Genomic DNA, 16,654 nt, shown 5'->3' with positions numbered 1-16,654 from the left:
GGCGTGGGTCAGTCCGCGGCCATGGCCAGGTTCTTCTGGTGAGCGTGGGCGAGGCGGTAGGAGCCGGTGCCGGTCTCGATGATGTTGCCGCCGAAGGTGAGCCGGTCGACGATCGCCGCGCAGAGGCGAGGGTCGGTGAAGGTTTTCGTCCAGCCGGAGAACGACTCGTTGGACGCGATCGCCACCGAGTTGGTTTCCTCGCGTTCAGTCAGTACCTGGAACAGCAACTCGGCGCCGTGCCGGTCGAGCTCCATGTAGCCGAGTTCGTCGATGCAGAGCAGATCGACGCGGCCGTAGCGGGCGATGGTCTTGTTGAGGATCTTGTCGTCGGCGGCTTCGACGAGTTCGTTGACCAGTTTCGCGGCCAGCACGTAACGGACCCGGAACCCGGCCATCGCGGCGGCGGCGCCCAGGCCGATGATCAGGTGGGACTTGCCGGTGCCGGAGTCGCCGACGAGGCAGAGCGGTTCGCCGTTGCGGACCCAGCCGCAGGTGGCCAAGGTATTGATCATCGCTGAGCTGATGTTTGGGTTGGCGTCGAAGTCGAAGTCGCTCAGCCACTTCTGCCGGGGGAAGCCGGCGGCCTTGATGCGTCGTTCGGAGCGGCGCCGGTCGCGGTCGTCACACTCGGCGATGAGCAGTTCGGCGAGGAACCCGCGGTAGGACAGTTGTTCCTTCTCGGCAGCGGTGGCCAGGTCGTTGACGCGGGTGCGCATGGTGGGCAGCCGCAGTGCTCGGCAGGCTTGGTCGATCGCGGCTTCGGCGGCGGGTTCGGTCATGGGGCGGCGGGCTCGGCTCACGAGACGGCTCCTTGCGACGGTGGTGGCTGTCCTGCTCGCCGGAGGCGCAGCAGCTGGTCGTAGTGGGCGACCGAGGGCAGCGGGCGGCTGTCTTTCGGCAGCGCGGCCAGGCGCCGTTCGGTGAGGCTGACGACCCGCCGTTGTTCACTGCTGCCCGCGGCAGCGTCGGCGTCGCCAGAGGGAACGGACTGGCTGACCTGCCGGGCCCGCCGCGCTTCGACGGCCACCACGTCGGCGCTGGTGGCCCCGGCTGACAGGGCCAGGGTGATGCCGGCGATGACGTCCGCAGCGGGCAGCCGGCGATGCAGCAGCAACACGTCGATCAAAGCGCGGTCCCGTCGGCGTCGCCGTGGGCCTTCTTCGCCGCCGCCCAGAACGCCTCGTGGGCCATCGTGAACACGCCAGTCTCGCGGGCCTGCGCTAGTGCGGTGGAGCCCGACAGGGCACCGGGCTTGCGCAGCAGCACCTCCAGATAGTGGTCCAACACCAAGGTCTGCGAACTCTTCGTCACCGACCGCTCGTGACGGGCGATCTCGGTGCGTCCGTCGAACACGACCACCTCGCTGGCGTGCAACATCACCCGCACCGTCTGGCTGATAAACCGCGCCGGAACCGAGTAGAACGACGAGCGCACCCCAATCAACCCGTAACGGTTGACCTTCGGAGTCAGCTGCCGGCCAGCCCCGAACGGCTCGACAGGTAGCGGCGCCAGCAGTGGCTGCTCGACGCCGAAGTCCTGCCCGATGGTGCGCACTCGGTGCTCCAGCCGCCGCTCGTCCTCGGCGCGGTCGATGAGTGCGATCCGCTCGTTGAGCTCGGCCAGGGTGGCGACTTCCGGCACCGGGACCAGGTGGTTTACGTCGAAGACGTCATGGGCGGGCAACCGCCGCCGGTACTCGTGCTCGATCTGAGCGGGGTGAGCTTCTTCTCCGCCGCCGGGATATCCGCGCTGCTGACCGTACGGCGGAGGGCCGCCTCGGACGGCTGTGCGTTGCTCGTACGCAACCCGTCCCGGATCACCGCCACCGTCCTCGGCCTGGTCGGCCTGGCCGACGAGTTCCCGACGGCGTGGATCGGTGATCGGCCGGGATGAGCGGGTGCCCGCCTGGCACTCCCATGTGCCAGCAGCGACCGCTGCCCGGAAGGACGAGCATCCTGCCGGGGCCTGGCGCGGGCGCCGGAAGGACTTGAACCCCGAGGCTCTGTCGAGACCGAAGGGGTTCGAGCCTCCCGGCGAACCCAACCAGAAACAGTGACGTGGTCACCCGGTATCAACCCCCGGTGCGGGCCGAGCTGATGCGTCCGCGGGCGTCAGCCGACCCCGGCTCCCGCCGGTGCGGTCTCGGCCGGCGGACAACGGGGCAGCGGCTCGGCGATCGGGTGCAGCACCGGCCGTGCCAGGCGGACGTAGTCGTCGGTGTGCAGGGCGACCGAGCGGTCCAGTGTGGCGGCGTTGAAGAACAGCTCCGGGTGCCGAAGCAGGTCGGGGTCGACGACCAACTCCAGCCCGGGGTCGAAGCTGAACGGGATGATCGCGCCGCTGACCGCATCTGCCAGCCGCTCCGCGGTCTGCCGGTCGGCGAAGACGGCCTCCCGGGCCTGGCGCAGTCGGCAGACCCGCTCCAGGTCGACCCGCCGGTCCCCCGGTACGACGGCCAGCACGTACCGGGACACCTTCTTGGTCATCCTGGTCCGCACCACGATGCACTTGGCGGCCTGCTCCACCGGGTGCCCCCGCAACCTGCTGGCCAGGTCGGTACGCCCCTCCGGCGGGTGCGTGATCAGCCGGTACCGGGCACCGCCGCAGTCCAGCAGCGCCAGCAGCCGGTCCGCGGCCGACGCGTGGGCGCGGGTCGCGTCGTCAATGGGCCGGGTCATCCCCACACCACCGCCGAGTCGAGGGCGTCGTCGGCGAAGCCGATGAAGAAGCCCATGGTCAGCCGGTCGGTGCCGGAAACCCGCTCGATGGCGTGGTAACGGGTCGGGTTGATGAGGTACACGTCGCCGGTGCGGGGCTTGAACTCGTGTGCCGGCACGCCGGCCACCACCTGCTCGTCGTACCCCAGGTGGCCCGGGATCTTGTGCTGCTCGTCGGTCGCCTCCCACGGCTTGCGGTACATCCACAGCTCGCCACCGCTGGTGCACTCCTGAAGGCAAACCACGCAGCTGAGCTGGTAGGCGAGGTCCCGGAGGACGATGTCGACGTTGCGGGCATCACGCATGATGTTGTCGTTGTGCAGCGGGTTGCGTACACCGTCGGCGTGAATGCGCACCACCGAGCCGGCGTACTCGCGTCCGTCAGGCTCGCGCGCCGGCTCCAGGCTCTGCAGGCCGAACTGCTCCCGGAGTTCCTGCCGGGTTCGTGCCGCCAGGTCGAAGGAGGCCTCGGCCAGCATCGTCTCGGACTCCTTGGCGGCCTGGAAGTAGCCGTCCAGGTCATCCAGGTACTTGTTCAGGTAGGGGCCGATGGTGGTGAGGGTGCCGTTGACGTACTGCGTCGTCGAGGCGCTGCCGAACAGCTCCCGGACGCGGGCCAGGTTGCGGGTGAACGCGTCCTCCCGCAAAAGTCCCCGCAGGACGACGACGGCGGCGCGGCCATCGACCAGGTCACGGAGCAGTGCCGGGTCCGGCCGCTGCTCACGGACGTCGACGACAACGCGGTCCCAGGTGTCAGACGTGGGCATGGTGGGTGTCCTTTCCGAGGTGCGCGACACGAGCGGTCGGGGCGAAGGGGATCCCGAGAACGTGGTCGGCGGGGAGTGGACGCCAGTCCGCGGCCGACGCGAACTGCGGCAGGATCTCCGAGGAGACGAACGTCGCCGCCGCCGTGTCCAGGCGGGACATGCCGAAGTAGCGCGGCCGCGCCTCCTGCGGCGGCGTCCAGTGGATGACGTAGGCGGCGTACGGGTTCACCGCGAAGGCGTTGCCGGAGCTGCCGCCGACGGGGATGTCCCGAAGCAGGGCGAGCGTGGCGACAGGGTCCAGCGCTCGGGCCTCCGCCGGCACGATGTAGTCGAAGTACTCCCGCGAGTCGAAGACGGAGTCGCTCAGTCCCAGCCGCAGGTGCACGGTGGGCAGGAAGCCGTTGTGCATGAAGTACCAGGGCACCACGTCGACCCGCTCCAACGGATGGGTGAACTCCAGCCCGAGCTTGGTGGGGATGGTGGCGTGCCGGGTGTGGATGGCCAGCACGTCAGTCCGCAGGTCCACCAGGGGTGAGTCCTGGAAGCTCTCCTCGATGGGCCGGACGTCACGGTGGACCCGCAACCGCCCGGAACCGTCGGGGTCGCGCCAGACCGCGCCCCAGCCGTTGGGGTGACGAAAGATCGGCCCTTCGTGGTCGGCGGTCCGGCCGCAGGCCATGTCGACGGCGGCCTCCAGCACCTGACCGGCGTCGAAGCGACCGGTGGCGAGCAGCAGACGGCACACGTTGATCAACCTCGCAATCGATGACGGACCAGGGACTCCAAGGCGGCCCGGACCTCGTCGACGTGGTCCCCGGTTACGACGACGCGACCCAGTGCCCCGGTGTGTCGCAGCAGGTCCGAGCCGAGAGCGGCCCGGTCCGCGGCGGCCGGTGCATCCGCGGCGGGCACCGGTGCCGGCCTCAGGTCCACGCCGAGCCGCGCGGTGTCCAGGGCCCGCGCGGCGTCCCACTCGGCCGGCGCGGTGACGGCGACCTGCCCGGCAACGCCGCGCCGGCCGGCTGGTGGTGCGGGCAGACGCGGCGGCCGACCGTCCAGGTGCGCCTGGAACACCACGGACGGCCAGGACACCCCGGTCGCCCGCTCGACGAGTGCGACCAGCCCGCCGCCGGAGAGCCGGAAGCCCATCTCCAGGAAGACCGGCCCGGCGGTGCCGCGGATCGCGTCCACGTGGAACGGCCCCTCCCGGTACCCGACCGCGTCGATCGCGGCCTGGGTGAGTCTCCGCAGCTCGGGATCGGCCAGGCCGCCATGGCGCGCGACGTGCCCGACCTCCCGGAAGCTGACCAGCTCGGCGCCACCCGGACCGGGATGCCGCTCGATCGTGGTGATCTTGTCGCAGACGCTCACCAGCACGGCCCGCCCGTCGTGGGCGACGGCTTGGACCGACACCTCCGGGCCCTTGACGAACTCCTCGGCCACAACTGCGCCGAAGGCCCCCCCGCCGTAGTTGCTCAGCGCGCCGATGGCGGCCAGAGCCCGGCCGCGTTCCTCGGCGCCGTCAACCAGCAGGACGCCGAGCCCGCCGCCGCCGTCCACCGGCTTGACCACCTGCGGATAGCACAGCTCCGGCCCGTCGCAGCGGCCGTGCCGGTCGAGGAGGGCGATACCGGGTTGCGGCAGGTGGGGCGCCTGCCGGGCGAGGGCCTCGCGCTGGCGGAGCTTGTCGAGCGGGTGGAACGTCTCCCCGACCCGCGGCCACGGCGGCACCCGCAACCGGCGCGCCGCCGCGAAGGCGGACCCGACGTAGCGCTCGAAGCCGCACAGCAGCAGGGCCGGCGCGACGTCGTGGCCGCGCAGCGCCGCGATCACCCGCTCGACGTCCTGCGGCTGGTCGACCGCCATTTCGACGTCGAACGGCCGCCGCCCGAGTGCGCGGCGCCACCGCAGGTAGGCCGGCGTCTCGACAAGTACCGCCCGCATCCCCCGCTGCCGGGCCTGGTCGAGATACGGATCCAGCCCGTCCCTGGTGGCGCCGACCTGCACGAAGTCGGTGCCGCTCCGGTCGCCCATCGGGTTCATCGCCCGGAAAGCAGTTCGGGAACCAGATCGCCGCCCGCCTCGCGCCTGGTCATGATGACGTCCTTGTGCGGGTCGCCGGACAGGATGGCGTCGATGAGCTCTCCCTCGGCGGGTTGCAGCGACGGCAACCGCAGGGAACTGCGGTAGAGCACTCGCAGCTGGGCCAGGGTCAGCCCACTGAGCCGCTCCAGGCGGGCGGTCAGTGCCACCTCGTCGTCGGCCGCGGCCAGCAGCTCGTGGATCCGCGAGGCCTCACCGACCAGGTCGGGCTGCTCGGCGGCCAGGTACCGGGCCAGGCCCACGCCCTTCTCCGCGAACGGCGCCTGCACCATCGCCACCAACTGCTCTTCGGTCAGGCCGTACGCCTCCGAGGCGTACGCGTCCATCGCCGCGCGCATCCGCTCGACCGCGCCGGGCATGGTGTAGCGCTCCTGCATGATGGTCACCAGGCGCTCGGGGAACTCCTTGCGCCGCATCAGGGACACGGCAAACTCGACGTATTCCAGCAGGCCCTCGGCGTACGAGCGGCCGTGGCACCGCTCGGCCTTCAGCGCCCGCAGGTGCGCCATGAGGGAGGGGTTGCCGCAGTCGGACTCGGTGAAGCTGAAGGCGATGTCGTCGAAGACGAAGCCGAGGAACTCGGTGAGCAGTTCCCAGTGCTCGCCCGCGGCGTAGGCGGTGTCGTCGTAGATCGAGAAAAACTGCAGGTCCGGGTGGACGTCCGTGGTGATCGCGTGCTCGGCCACGGTCTGCTGAGCCTCCGCACCGTGGATGTCGGTGAAGTAGGCCCCGGCGATGCGGTTGAGTGAGCCCAGGAATCCCTTGAAGCCCTGCCGCTCCCCGGGCGGCGGCTGCAGGCCGAAACGGCGGGCGAGTCGGTTGACCCAGAGGACGTAGTCGCGCTGCTCCCGGCGCGAGTCGCCGGTGATGATCAGATCCACGCCGTCGCCGTACGCCGCCGCCAGGCCGAATGAGTTCACCATGCTCAGGTTGCAGGCATTGCAGAAGGTGGGACGGGCATCCCCGGCCGTACGGTGCCCGGTCATCAGGATGTCGACCCGGTTGCGTTCGATCACTGCGGGGCTCTGGGGCAGGTCCACGTCGAAGACCGAGACGGTGGTGCCGTCGATGAGCAGCAGTTCGCAGTCCGGGTCGGCGGAGAGCGAGAGCGCCCGGTACGCGCGGTCGATGTTCTCCATCACCGCGCGCGGCATGCCGGCGTGCCGGTTGGTGGCCACCCGCATCCGGAAGGTGGCGCCGTGGATCTGAAACAGGATGAGCTGCATCGCCCGCACGAAGGTGAGGGTGTAGGAGCTGTCCTTGCCGCCGCCGTACGCCACCAGCACGACGTTTCGCTCCAATGTGGACTGATGGGGCAGGGCGGCATGCAGGCGTACGGCGCACCGCGCGGCCCCGGCGAAGTCGGCGGCGGAGAGCACCGACCTGAGTTCGGCGAGGGCGTCCCGACGGAGCGTGTCCACGGCGGACCGCTGCGGGGTCTCGATGACCATCTTGTCGTTTCCTCTCTACAGGATGAGGACGCGCGTCATCGCCTGCGCGTGCCCGGCGGACACGGGCGCGCGCAGGAACGCGCTCCAGGTGGTTGCGAGTGGTGGTAGGGCTCGGGCGGGCCACCGGGCAGGAGAAGCGGAAGGTGGCGCGATGAAGGGATTCTGCGGCCGCACTCCACCGAGCGGCACAATCAGAAAGTCAGAAATCGTTTACCCGAACCACGCCGCGCTTTACATCGCGCACGGTCTCGTCCAGACAACACCCCCGTTGGCTATCCGGCTCGGGATCACCTTGGGGCACGGTCCGGGAAACGTCAACCCGTCGTCTCACGATTTGAGCCGGCGCAACCGCATTGAATGACGCCGCAGTGTATTGAGGGCAGGTGAACGGGAAATTGTGTGCTCGGACATTCGGTGCCCGGGCTTGGCCGGCAGCGCCGTCACATATCTGACTCGCCGCCGCCGGCTCGCGCGCGGCCGTTCAGCGGGCGGCCCGGGTCAGGTCGGCGCCCGGCCGCGGCGAAGGGTCGGGCCACCGCCGACGCAGCGCCGCCAGCGCCGCGGCGACGGCGGGGCGGAGGGTGCTCTGCGGCCGCCAGATGGCGATGATCCGCCGAGAGGTGGCCGGGTGCAGCGGCACCACCCGCACCCCCGGCGGCACAGCCCCCCGGCCGAGTCTCGGCACCAGCGCGACCCCCACACCGGCCGCCACCACCGCCATCTGGGACTGGTACTCGTCGACCTGGTAGGCGACGTCCGGCCGCCGCCCCTGCTCGGCGAAGGAGCGCAGCAGCCAGTCGTGGCACATCGAGCCCGGGTGCTGGCTGACCCACCGCTCGTCGGTCAGGTCGGCCACGCCCAGCGCGGCACGAGCGGCCAGCGGGTGGCCGGCCGGCAGCACCGCGTCCGCCACGTCGACGCCGACGGTCTCCGCGCGGAGCGTCCCCGGCAGGATCAGCGGGGTGTTGTCCCAGTCGTGCACGACCGCGACGTCGACCTCACCCTCCACGACGAGGTCAACCGCCCGGTACGGGTCGATCTCCCATAGTCGGATGTCCAGTTCGGCGTGCTGTTCGGCCAACTCCGCGACGACCTCCGGCAGCAGGCCCCGACAGGCGGTCGGGAAGGCCGCCAGCACCAGGCGGCCGGCGGGAACGCCCCGCTGCCCCTCCAACCGGGCCTCCGCCTGCTCGAGCGCCGCCAGCACGTCTCGGGCCGCCTCGGCAAGCAGCCGTCCCGCCGGGGTCAGGGCCGCCCGCCGGCCCTGGCGGTCGAGCAGCTCGGTGCGTACCTCCCGCTCCAGCTTGGCGATCTGCTGGGAGACGGCCGACGGGGTGTAGCCGAGGGCCGTGGCGGCGGCGGCGATTGAGCCGTAGGTGGCCACAGCGTGCAGGGCCCGGAGCCGGCCGAGATCGAGCATTAAGCCATGCTAATGGCATTCGTTTAGCAGGTCTCGCTGGCGGACGGGGACGTTCTGTGGTTTTGTTCACCCTCAGGTGACCACCGTGAAAGAGACAGCAGAATGAAGCCCGCTCACGTCTTACTTGCCGTTCTCGTCGCGGCCATCTGGGGAGTCAACTTCGTCGTCATCGACGTGGGGCTCGACGATTTCCCGCCCTTGCTGTTTTCCGCGTTGCGTTTCCTCCTGGCGGCCGTTCCCGCAGTTTTCTTCGTCGGTCCGCCACGGGTGGCATGGCGGTGGGTGGTCATCGTCGGGATCGTGCTCGGCGTGCTCAAGTTCAGCTTCCTCTTCATCGGGATGCACATCGGCATGCCGCCCGGGCTGGCGTCGCTGGTGCTGCAGAGTCAGGCCGCCTTCACTGTCCTCTTCGCCGCAGTCCTGCTGCGCGAGCAGCCTCGAGTGGCGCAGTTGGGCGGCATGGCGATCGCGGCCGCCGGCATCGTCCTGGTCGGGCTGCGCCTCGGCGCCACCGCACCGGTCGTCGGCTTCCTACTCGTCATTGTCGCCGCCGTCTGTTGGGGGTTGTCCAACGTCGCCACCCGACGGGCGAGCCCTCCGGACATGTTCCGGTTCATGGTCTGGGTGAGTCTGGTCCCTCCGGTGCCGCTGCTGGTGCTTTCGCTGCTGTTCGAGGGAGCCGGGAAGGACCTGGCCGCGTTGCGGTCGATGACGCCGTCCGGCGCCGCGGCCACCGTGTACGTCGCCTGGGTGGCCACCCTGCTCGGGTACGCCGTGTGGGGTCACCTCATCAAGGTCCACGGGGCCACCCCGGTGGCCCCGTACGCACTGCTGATCCCGGTCTTCGGCCTGGCGGCCGCCGCGCTCTTCCGCGACGAGCCGGTCACCATGGTCACCGTCGTCGCGGCCGTTCTCGTGATCGCCGGCATCGCGATCGGCGCGGTGCGCCCGGGCCGCCCCCGACTCCTGCCCGTCGCGTCGGTGACCGGGCAGGACCGCGTGCCGGCCGAAACGAACTGAGGCGCGGCTCGTCAGAGCAGACCCGCAGCGAGACGGCATCGACTCCCCGGGCCGAGGTGGGTCACGAGCCGGGACCGTCGAGACGAACGTCGGTCGGGCCGCCACGTTGTCGGGAGGGCCGCGGTGCGGGACTCGGATCATCCCGGGCGGGACCGGCGCTCCAAGCTCGCCACAGCGCCGCATACGGACCATCCGCCTCGACCAGGGCGTCATGGTGTCCCAATTCAACGATCCGGCCATTCAGCAGGACGGCCACCCGGTCGGCCCGTCGAGCGGTGTCGAGTCGGTGCGCGATGACGACGACCGTGCGGCCAGTGATCAGCGCCGCGAGCGACCGTTCGAGGTCCCGGGCGGCGCGGGGATCGAGCATGGCGGTGGCCTCGTCCAGCACCACGACGGCCGGATCGGTGAGGACGACGCGGGACAGTGACACCTGCTGCGCCTGAGCCGGGGAAAGGTCGACGCCTCCGGCGCCGACCCGTGTGTCGATCCCGATCCGTTGCGCCCAGTCCCAGGCGCCCACGGCGCGCAACGCGTTCTCGATCTCGTGATCCGCGGCATCGGGCCGGGTCAGGTTGACGTTCTCCCGCAGCGTACCGGCGAACACATGGACTCCTGCCGGACGAGGACGACTCGCCTGCGCAGCTCGTCCGGGGGCAGCGCGGTCAGCGCCACGCCGCCGACGGTGACCGCACCGGCGCGGGGCGCTTCAAGTCCGGCGATCAGCCGCCCCAGCGTGCTCTTTCCAGCACCGGACGGACCGACGACGGCCAACGTCTCACCCGGCCGTATCTCCAGGTCCACCCCGTGCAGAACGTCGCGGCCCGGCTGGTACGCGTGCCGGACCCCGCGGAGCTGGATCACCCACTCTTCGCCCGGCGGCGTGGCCGCCGACCCGCCATCGCGGCGTCCGGGTCGGACCCCGAGCAGCCGGGCCATCGAAGCGCCGCCGAGCTGAAGGTCCTCCAGCCGGCCCAGCAGCAGGTTGACCGGCTGGATGAGCTGGTGGGCGTAGAGCGTCGCCGTGGTCACGGTCGACACCCCCACCAGACCGGCGGCGTGCAGGTAGCCTCCGATCAGCAGGGTGAGCACCACGGGCACCATGGTCGCGGTGTCGAGACAGGGCAGAAACGCCGTGCGTAGCCGCAGGGTGTACCGCTCGGCGGCGGACGCCTCCGCGACGTCGCGACGCGCCCGCCGCACGCGGCGGTCGGCGAGGCCGAACGCCTCGACCGTGCGCGCACCGTCGACTGTCTCGGCGAGGCCGTCAGTGATCCGGGAGTACGCCGAGCTCTCCCGTAGGTACGCGCCGCCCGCCCGTGCGAGGTAACGGCGCGCCACCAGCCACACCAGCGGCACACCGACCAGGCCGGGAACGGCCACGCGCGGGTCCAGCAGCAGCATCGCGCCCAGCCCGACGAGGATCGCCGTTCCGGCGGTCATCGCGTCCGGCACGGCCGTGCGGACCTCGGTGGAGAGCAGCGCGACGTCCCGCGTGGTCCGGGTGACCAGGTGATGTGCGAGCTACCGCTGCCCGCCGCCGCCTCGGTCTATAAGCGGCGCATCACGACCGACCCGATCTGCCCGGACTGCCACGCCGTCCGGAAGCAAGCGCTGAAAGAACTCCGCGAACTCGACCGCCTACTGCCGCCCCCGGCACGGACGGCGATGCGGCAACCACCCCGTCCGCAGATCGTCCGCGGCGGTCTGCCCACGCTTGGACGAGACCGTTGAAAGATCCAGTTAGTTCACCGTCCGCCCCGTACCCGGCGGACGTGGACGCCTACACCACCTGCGCGGCCAACCATGACCAGCGATCGATCACTGAAGATCGGCGTCGTACCGACTGAAGACCACATGTCGTTCAACAGCGACGTTGCCAGGCGGTCACGGGAGTTGGGACGGCACGAGCCGGGTCACGCTTGCTTCGCTGCGGTGGCAGACTGCACCGATGATCGACGAGGCAGGTGACGAGGACGCCCTGGACCGCAGCGATTTCGTTCCGGCCGAGGGCGGTGAGTGGCGGGGGCTGTTGTTCGAGAACCGGACGCTAGGACTGCCACCGCAGCTGACCTGGAGCTTCCACTTTCCCTTCCAGCCGGTGTCCCGCGATCATGGGAGCAGCCCACTCACCCTCGACCTCGAGTGGCTGCCGATCCAGGCGGACGGGTGGCGCAGCATGGCAGGCCGGAGTGCCAGCAGCTCACGATTCGCCGAGCCGGGCGAGGCCAGTGTCTACTACTTCGCGCACCACCGCTACGACGCGATCCAGCTGCAGATACTGGAGCAGCGCGATCTGGCCATCCAGGTCCGGGTGAACGTGTCCGGTGACCTGGACAGGCTGGGACTCGAATCGGTCGCCGCAGACGCGTGGTTGCACTTCGCCGGCATCACCGTGTCGCTGAGCGACACCCTGACCGCCGACGTGGCCCTCGCTCGGCTCAGCGAATTCAGCGACATCACCGGGCTGACGCATGACGCCCTTCCCAACGGGATCCACTTCCGGTTTGCTCCCGCTGGCCCCGTGGGATAGGTGCGGCGGTGCGCAATGCGGAGTTCACCGATCCCCGTCTCGTCGCGGTCTACGACGTCGAATGCCCGTGGGGCCCCGACGACGACTTCTTCCTCGCCGAGGTCGGCGTCGACCCGGCCCGGGTGCTGGACTTCGGCTGCGGCACCGGCCGGCTGGCGCTGGCCCTGGCCGCCGCCGGGCACACCGTCACCGGCGTCGACCCGGCCCGCGCCTCACTGGACGCGGCCCGCGCCAAGCCCGGCGCGGACCGGGTCACCTGGATCGAGGGTGGCGCGGAGGTGCTGCCCGGCGGGGCGTACGACGTGGCGGTGATGACCAGCCACGTGGCGCAGTTCGTGGTGGACGACGACGAGTGGCGGCGGGTCCTCGCCGCGCTGCGTCGGGCGCTGCGTACGGGTGGCCGGCTGCTCTTCGACTCCCGGGATCCGGCCGACCGGCGTTGGGAGCGGTGGAACCGGGTCGACTCGCGCCGGTCGGTCCGTCTGCCGGACGGCTCCGTCGTGGTCACCTGGACCGAGGTGACCGACGCGCGGGACGGCGTCGTGCGGTTCACCCGGCACTTCGGCTTCGCCGACGGTGAGCTGCGCGGCGACGCGGTGCTGCGGTTCCGTACCGAGGGGGAGTTGCGGGGCTCGCTCGCGCAGGCGGGTTTCCGGGTGCAGCGGATCCACGGCGGCTGGCAGGGAGAACCGGTGGGCGCGGGGGACGACGGCGAGTTCGTGGTGGTGGCGACGGCGGTCTGACGATTTCCGGCGGTACCCCGCTCAGCCGGCGTGGCGTACCTCCTGCTCCCAGATCTGGTCCCACGGGCGCCGCAGGCCCTGACAGAGCCAGATCGGGCCGCCGTTCTCGTCGTTGTCCACGTCGACGCGCTGGTCGACCCGACCGGCGAGGGTGACCTGCCGGAACCAGCCGCGCAGCTGGTCGGGGCGGTCCCAGCCGACCGCGATCACGGTGTCGGCGTCGGCGGGCGGCCGGCCGAACTCGGCCATGCTGTTGTGCCCGGAGTAGGCGCGGGGCAGGTCGCGTGCGGGACCGTAGCGGGCGACGGCGCCGGCCTCGCCGTAGTTGCCGGTGAGGATCACCGCGCGCTGCCGCTGCTCCGGCGGCAGGCCCCGGTGCACGGCGGCGAGCGAGTCGGCGAACGCCGGCCAGCCGATGGTCTCCCCGGCGTCGTAGTTGACCTCGACGACGAAGCCGGCCAGCCGGTCGGCGGGCAGCGTGGGCAGCAGCAGCACCGCGCTGCCGGCGACCGCGACGACAGCGACGGCGGCCAGCAGGACCCGACGCGGCACGGTACGAGCCCAGTCGACGGTGACGACCGCGCCGGCGGCGGTGAGCACCAGCAGCAGCAACGCGTCGTAGTAGCCCTTGCCGCCGGCCACCAGCACGATGCCGAACACCACCAGCCACGCCCAGCCCAGCGCCCGGAAGGCTCGCCACCGGGGGTGGCGCAGCAGCGCGATCAGCCCGGCGACCCAGATCGGCACCGCCATCGGGCTGATGATGAGCAGTTGCAGCACGACCGAGTCGAGGCGGCCGCTGTAGGAGCTGTCCCCGTCGGCGATCGACGAGGCGACCGCGAGCTGCGGGAAGTCGTGCGCGGCCTGCCAGGCAAGGTTCGGCGCGGCGAGCAGCGCGGCCAGCGCCACGCCGGCGAGCACCCACCGGTCGCGTAGCAGCCGGCGCGGCCCGGCGATCGCCACCCCGGCGAGCAGGCCCACGCCGAGCAGCGCGGGCAGCAGCTTGTTGAGCATCCCGACGCCGAGTACCGCGCCGAGGCCGAGCGTCCAGCGCGGGTCGCCGCGCAGCACCCGGACCGCGCAGTACGCCGCGGCCAGCCAGACCAGCAGGTCCACGGTGGTGGTGCTGAGCAGGTGCCCGGTGGCGAGGACGACCCCGGCCACCGCGGCGGTGCCGGCGGCGAGGAGCTGCCCGCCGCGTCCGGCGCCGAACTGGCGGGCCAGCGCCGCCACCAGCAGCACCGCGGCGCCGGCGATCAGCGCCGACGGGGTACGCAGCACGACGAGGTTGCCCGGGGCGAGGGTGTCCATCGCCCGGGCCAGCGCCGGGACGAGCGGCCCCTGGTCGACGTAGCCCCAGTCCAGGTGCCGACCGCAGAGCAGGAAGTACAGCTCGTCGCGGTGGTAGCCGTACCGGTGGGCGAGCGCCAGCAGCACGACGGTGACCACGCCGGCGACCAGCCATGGCCCCTTCGTGCGGGGTCCGGGTGGCGGCGGCCCGGCGGGAGCTGCCGCGTCCGGGCCGTCGGTGACGGGTACGGCCACGCTCCGATGGTGACCGCTCGGGTGCGTGCCGCGCTGTCCCGTACCGGTCACGGTTCGGCACCGTCGAACCCGGTTGGCGTGGCGGCCACGCTGCGGTTAGCTTTGCTCCGATGCTGATCAGAGAGTTCGCCGACGCCGACTGGCCGCAGGTGTGGTCGATCGTGCGGGAAGTCGTCGTCGCGGCCGACACCTTCGTCTACGACCCGGGGCTGACCGAGGAGTCGGCACGCGCCATGTGGGTGGAGGCGCCGCCGGGCGTCACCGTGGTCGCCCTCGACGGTGACCGGGTCCTCGGCACGGCGAAGATCGGCCCGAACAAGCCCGGGCCCGGCGCGCACGTCGCCACCGCCAGTTTCATGGTGTCCGCCGACGCGCGGGGCCGCGGCGTCGGCCGGGCGATGGTCGAGTACGCCCTGGACTGGGCCCGCCGGCAGGGGTACGCGGCGATGCAGTTCAACGCGGTGGCCGAGTCCAACACGTGGGCGGTGGAGCTGTACCGGCGGCTCGGGTTCACGGTGATCGGCACCGTGCCGGAGGCGTTCGCGCTGCCGGACGGCAAGCGGGTCGGCCTGCACATCATGCACCGCTTCCTCTGAGCCCTGCGGGAACACCCGCGCGCCCTGCGGGGGACACCCGCGCGAGCGCGGCGGTGCCAGGATGGGCCGATGAGCGATGAGCCGATCGACCTGGCGGTGGCGCTGGCCGGTTTCGACCAGCTGTGGAGCCCGCGGATCGTCACCCGGGTCAACGACTACGACGTCCGGATCGCCAAGGTGGCCGGGGAGCACGTCTGGCACGTCCACGACCACACCGACGAGTTCTTCCTGGTCCTCGACGGCGAGCTGCGCATCGCGCTGCGCGACGGCGAGGACGGGCGGACGGTGGTGCTGTCCCGCGGCGCGGTGTACGTGGTGCCGCGGGGGACGTCGCACCGGCCGTCCTCGGTGGACGGGGCGTCCATCCTGATGTTCGAGCCGTCCGGCACGTCCAGTGTCGGGGACCGGCACGACGAGGTCCCCGAGCACGTGGACGCCACCACCGGTCACGCGCTCTGACCGGTCAGCCCACCGCCGCCCCGGCCCGCTCCGGCGCCGGGGCGGCGGGCCAGGTCAGCCGCCGTACGCCGGGCACGGCGGCGGTGCCGGCGCAGGCGAGCGCGACCAGCAGCGCCGCCCCGGCCAGCGGCGCGGACGCGCCCCAGGCTCCGGCGGCGAGCGGGGCGACCGCGTAGCCGATCGGCATCGCGCCCAGCGACATCAGCCAGTCGTACGAGGTGACCCGGGCGAGCACCTCGGGCGCGAACTGCCCCTGCACGACGGTCTCCCAGATCGGGTTGAGGAAGCCCAGCGCGGTCAGCGCGAGGCAGTACGCGGCGATCACCGCCGGGGCGGGCGCCGCGGCGGCCAGCAACACCAGCGGGACCGCGTACGTGGCCAGGGCCAGGTTGCCGACCAGGACGGGCCGGCGGGGCCGGAACCGGCCGGCCGCCAGCGAACCGGCCAGCATGCCGACGGCCCCGCCCTGGAGCATGAGCACCCACACGCCCTCGCCGCCGAGGCGGTCGACGGCGACCGCGGGGCCGAGGGTCATCAGCACGGCCGCGGCGCCGTTCCACACGCCGTGCCCGACCAGGCTGGTCCAGTACCAGTCCCGGGCGCGCACCTCCCGCCAGCCGCGCACCAGGTCGGTGCCGAGGGAGCGGTGCGGCACCGGCACGTGCCGGACCCGGATCGCGGCCACCAGCAGGGCGCTGACGGCGAAGGAGATCCCGTCGAGGACGAACGCCCAGCCGGGGCCGGCGGCCCAGATCAGCAGGCCGGCCAGGGCGGGACCGGCGAGCCGGCTGGCGTTGGCGGTCACCCCCAGCAGGGCGTTGGCGCGTTGCCGCCCGTCGGCCTCGACGGTGCCGGCGACCAGCGGCGCGGCGGTGGGGATGGCGAAGGCGGAGGCGGCGCCGCCGACCGCGGCGGCCACCGCCACGAGGGTCAGCGACGGGGCGTCGGCGAGCAGTTGCACCCCGACCACCAGTTGGGCGGCGCAGCGCACCAGGTCGGTGGTCACGGCGACCCGTTGGGCGTGGAACCGGTCGGCCACCACGCCGCCCAGGGGCAGCAGGAGCAGCCGGGGGACCAGCGCGCAGGCCAGCACCAGGGCCAGCGAGCCGGTGGAGCCGGTCGCGCGGAGCACCGCCAGGGCGAGGGCGACCGGTACGACCGCGTCGCCCAGGCCGGAGACGGTACGGCTGAGGAACAGCAGCCGGAAGGAGCGTACGCGGAGGGGATGAGTCACCCCGACAACTTATTTCGACGCCGAACATTTCGTCAACGAATATTTAGCTGTCGACGTACAGTGGCC

The 16,654-nt window shown here is 71.7% G+C and carries 19 protein-coding genes; 6 read left to right on the top strand and 13 right to left on the bottom strand.

Features of this window, described 5'->3' with window-relative positions:
- Nucleotides 1–8: 8 nt before the first annotated feature.
- The 3 genes from istB to ACTMS9_RS23195 are packed head-to-tail and all read right to left on the bottom strand — an operon-like array spanning nucleotide 9 to nucleotide 1,641.
- Nucleotides 9–800, bottom strand: a complete 792-nt coding sequence (gene istB, locus ACTMS9_RS23205; RefSeq protein ID WP_441166011.1) for an IS21-like element helper ATPase IstB — start codon at nucleotides 798–800, stop codon at nucleotides 9–11.
- Entirely contained in the window at nucleotides 797–1,126 is a 330-nt protein-coding gene (locus ACTMS9_RS23200; RefSeq protein WP_441148860.1) for a transposase, read from the bottom strand. The genes istB and ACTMS9_RS23200 overlap by 4 nt, the downstream gene beginning before the upstream one ends.
- Nucleotides 1,123–1,641: a Mu transposase domain-containing protein gene (locus ACTMS9_RS23195; RefSeq protein WP_441166010.1), complete on the bottom strand. Its 519-nt coding sequence runs from the start codon at nucleotides 1,639–1,641 to the stop codon at nucleotides 1,123–1,125. Before ACTMS9_RS23195 ends, ACTMS9_RS23200 begins: the two co-directional genes overlap by 4 nt.
- 9 nt (nucleotides 1,642–1,650) lie before the next feature.
- On the opposite strand from ACTMS9_RS23195, the gene ACTMS9_RS23190 reads away from it, so the two are divergent.
- On the top strand, nucleotides 1,651–1,893 hold the full coding sequence (locus ACTMS9_RS23190) for an STAS domain-containing protein (protein ID WP_441166009.1): 243 nt from the start codon (nucleotides 1,651–1,653) through the stop codon (nucleotides 1,891–1,893).
- 218 nt (nucleotides 1,894–2,111) lie between these two features.
- Here ACTMS9_RS23190 and ACTMS9_RS23185 read toward each other — a convergent pair whose 3' ends face one another.
- The 6 genes from ACTMS9_RS23185 to ACTMS9_RS23160 form a co-directional block, all read right to left on the bottom strand.
- Nucleotides 2,112–2,678, bottom strand: coding sequence for a YbaK/EbsC family protein (locus tag ACTMS9_RS23185; RefSeq protein WP_441148857.1), 567 nt, complete (start codon nucleotides 2,676–2,678; stop codon nucleotides 2,112–2,114).
- Nucleotides 2,675–3,484, bottom strand: coding sequence for a 2OG-Fe(II)-dependent halogenase WelO5 family protein (locus ACTMS9_RS23180; RefSeq protein ID WP_441166008.1), 810 nt, complete (start codon nucleotides 3,482–3,484; stop codon nucleotides 2,675–2,677). The genes ACTMS9_RS23185 and ACTMS9_RS23180 overlap by 4 nt, the downstream gene beginning before the upstream one ends.
- Complete coding sequence (locus tag ACTMS9_RS23175) at nucleotides 3,471–4,229, bottom strand: class II glutamine amidotransferase (RefSeq protein WP_441166007.1); 759 nt, start codon at nucleotides 4,227–4,229, stop codon at nucleotides 3,471–3,473. The genes ACTMS9_RS23180 and ACTMS9_RS23175 overlap by 14 nt, the downstream gene beginning before the upstream one ends.
- Before the next feature lie 5 nt (nucleotides 4,230–4,234).
- Nucleotides 4,235–5,518, bottom strand: coding sequence for an ATP-grasp domain-containing protein (locus ACTMS9_RS23170; protein ID WP_441148855.1), 1,284 nt, complete (start codon nucleotides 5,516–5,518; stop codon nucleotides 4,235–4,237).
- 5 nt (nucleotides 5,519–5,523) lie between these two features.
- Nucleotides 5,524–7,038 (bottom strand): hypothetical protein, encoded by a 1,515-nt coding sequence (locus ACTMS9_RS23165; RefSeq protein WP_441166006.1) that lies wholly within the window; start codon nucleotides 7,036–7,038, stop codon nucleotides 5,524–5,526.
- A 481-nt stretch (nucleotides 7,039–7,519) separates the two neighbouring features.
- Nucleotides 7,520–8,458, bottom strand: coding sequence for a LysR family transcriptional regulator (locus ACTMS9_RS23160; protein WP_357611686.1), 939 nt, complete (start codon nucleotides 8,456–8,458; stop codon nucleotides 7,520–7,522).
- A gap of 102 nt (nucleotides 8,459–8,560) precedes the next feature.
- Here ACTMS9_RS23160 and ACTMS9_RS23155 point away from each other — a divergent pair, with 102 nt between their 5' ends.
- Nucleotides 8,561–9,478, top strand: a complete 918-nt coding sequence (locus ACTMS9_RS23155; RefSeq protein ID WP_357611683.1) for an EamA family transporter — start codon at nucleotides 8,561–8,563, stop codon at nucleotides 9,476–9,478.
- Between the two features lie 61 nt (nucleotides 9,479–9,539).
- On the opposite strand, the gene ACTMS9_RS23150 is transcribed toward ACTMS9_RS23155, so the two are convergent.
- A complete protein-coding gene (locus ACTMS9_RS23150; RefSeq protein ID WP_441166005.1) occupies nucleotides 9,540–10,085 on the bottom strand; it encodes an ATP-binding cassette domain-containing protein in 546 nt (181 codons plus the stop codon).
- Nucleotides 10,049–10,990 (bottom strand): ABC transporter transmembrane domain-containing protein, encoded by a 942-nt coding sequence (locus ACTMS9_RS23145; protein WP_441166063.1) that lies wholly within the window; start codon nucleotides 10,988–10,990, stop codon nucleotides 10,049–10,051. Before ACTMS9_RS23145 ends, ACTMS9_RS23150 begins: the two co-directional genes overlap by 37 nt.
- Nucleotides 10,991–11,429: 439 nt before the next feature.
- Between ACTMS9_RS23145 and ACTMS9_RS23140 the strand changes: the two genes are divergently transcribed.
- Together ACTMS9_RS23140 and ACTMS9_RS23135 are read left to right on the top strand one after the other, a co-directional pair.
- The gene (locus tag ACTMS9_RS23140; protein WP_441148850.1) at nucleotides 11,430–12,011 is read left to right on the top strand and encodes a hypothetical protein; all 582 of its coding nucleotides are present in this window, start codon (nucleotides 11,430–11,432) and stop codon (nucleotides 12,009–12,011) included.
- A gap of 8 nt (nucleotides 12,012–12,019) precedes the next feature.
- Nucleotides 12,020–12,754, top strand: a complete 735-nt coding sequence (locus tag ACTMS9_RS23135; protein ID WP_441148849.1) for a class I SAM-dependent methyltransferase — start codon at nucleotides 12,020–12,022, stop codon at nucleotides 12,752–12,754.
- Between the two features lie 21 nt (nucleotides 12,755–12,775).
- Here the strand turns inward: ACTMS9_RS23135 and ACTMS9_RS23130 are convergent, their stop codons facing one another.
- Nucleotides 12,776–14,299: a glycosyltransferase family 39 protein gene (locus ACTMS9_RS23130; protein ID WP_441166004.1), complete on the bottom strand. Its 1,524-nt coding sequence runs from the start codon at nucleotides 14,297–14,299 to the stop codon at nucleotides 12,776–12,778.
- 110 nt (nucleotides 14,300–14,409) lie between these two features.
- Between ACTMS9_RS23130 and ACTMS9_RS23125 the strand changes: the two genes are divergently transcribed.
- Both ACTMS9_RS23125 and ACTMS9_RS23120 read left to right on the top strand, forming a co-directional pair.
- On the top strand, nucleotides 14,410–14,895 hold the full coding sequence (locus tag ACTMS9_RS23125; RefSeq protein WP_441148847.1) for an N-acetyltransferase family protein: 486 nt from the start codon (nucleotides 14,410–14,412) through the stop codon (nucleotides 14,893–14,895).
- Between the two features lie 69 nt (nucleotides 14,896–14,964).
- Nucleotides 14,965–15,354 carry a cupin domain-containing protein gene (locus tag ACTMS9_RS23120; protein ID WP_441166003.1) on the top strand — a complete coding sequence of 130 codons (390 nt, stop codon included), beginning with the start codon at nucleotides 14,965–14,967 and terminating at the stop codon, nucleotides 15,352–15,354.
- Nucleotides 15,355–15,358: 4 nt separating this feature from the next.
- On the opposite strand, the gene ACTMS9_RS23115 is transcribed toward ACTMS9_RS23120, so the two are convergent.
- Nucleotides 15,359–16,588 (bottom strand): MFS transporter, encoded by a 1,230-nt coding sequence (locus ACTMS9_RS23115; protein ID WP_441166002.1) that lies wholly within the window; start codon nucleotides 16,586–16,588, stop codon nucleotides 15,359–15,361.
- Between the last annotated feature and the right edge of the window lie 66 nt (nucleotides 16,589–16,654).

This window comes from Micromonospora sp. L31, from assembly GCF_052068075.1.
Classification (GTDB): domain Bacteria; phylum Actinomycetota; class Actinomycetes; order Mycobacteriales; family Micromonosporaceae; genus Micromonospora; species Micromonospora purpureochromogenes.
Note: the sequence above shows the minus strand (reverse complement) of the source record. Positions and strands in the feature narration are given on the sequence as shown.

Coding starts and splice junctions, on each gene's coding strand:
- ACTMS9_RS23185 (WP_441148857.1), bottom strand. CDS start 2,678: ATGACCCGGCCCATTGACGACGCGACCCGCGCCCACGCGTCGGCCGCG.
- ACTMS9_RS23125 (WP_441148847.1), top strand. CDS start 14,410: ATGCTGATCAGAGAGTTCGCCGACGCCGACTGGCCGCAGGTGTGGTCG.
- ACTMS9_RS23180 (WP_441166008.1), bottom strand. CDS start 3,484: ATGCCCACGTCTGACACCTGGGACCGCGTTGTCGTCGACGTCCGTGAG.
- ACTMS9_RS23160 (WP_357611686.1), bottom strand. CDS start 8,458: ATGCTCGATCTCGGCCGGCTCCGGGCCCTGCACGCTGTGGCCACCTAC.
- ACTMS9_RS23170 (WP_441148855.1), bottom strand. CDS start 5,518: ATGGGCGACCGGAGCGGCACCGACTTCGTGCAGGTCGGCGCCACCAGG.
- ACTMS9_RS23140 (WP_441148850.1), top strand. CDS start 11,430: ATGATCGACGAGGCAGGTGACGAGGACGCCCTGGACCGCAGCGATTTC.
- ACTMS9_RS23155 (WP_357611683.1), top strand. CDS start 8,561: ATGAAGCCCGCTCACGTCTTACTTGCCGTTCTCGTCGCGGCCATCTGG.
- ACTMS9_RS23120 (WP_441166003.1), top strand. CDS start 14,965: ATGAGCGATGAGCCGATCGACCTGGCGGTGGCGCTGGCCGGTTTCGAC.
- ACTMS9_RS23165 (WP_441166006.1), bottom strand. CDS start 7,038: ATGGTCATCGAGACCCCGCAGCGGTCCGCCGTGGACACGCTCCGTCGG.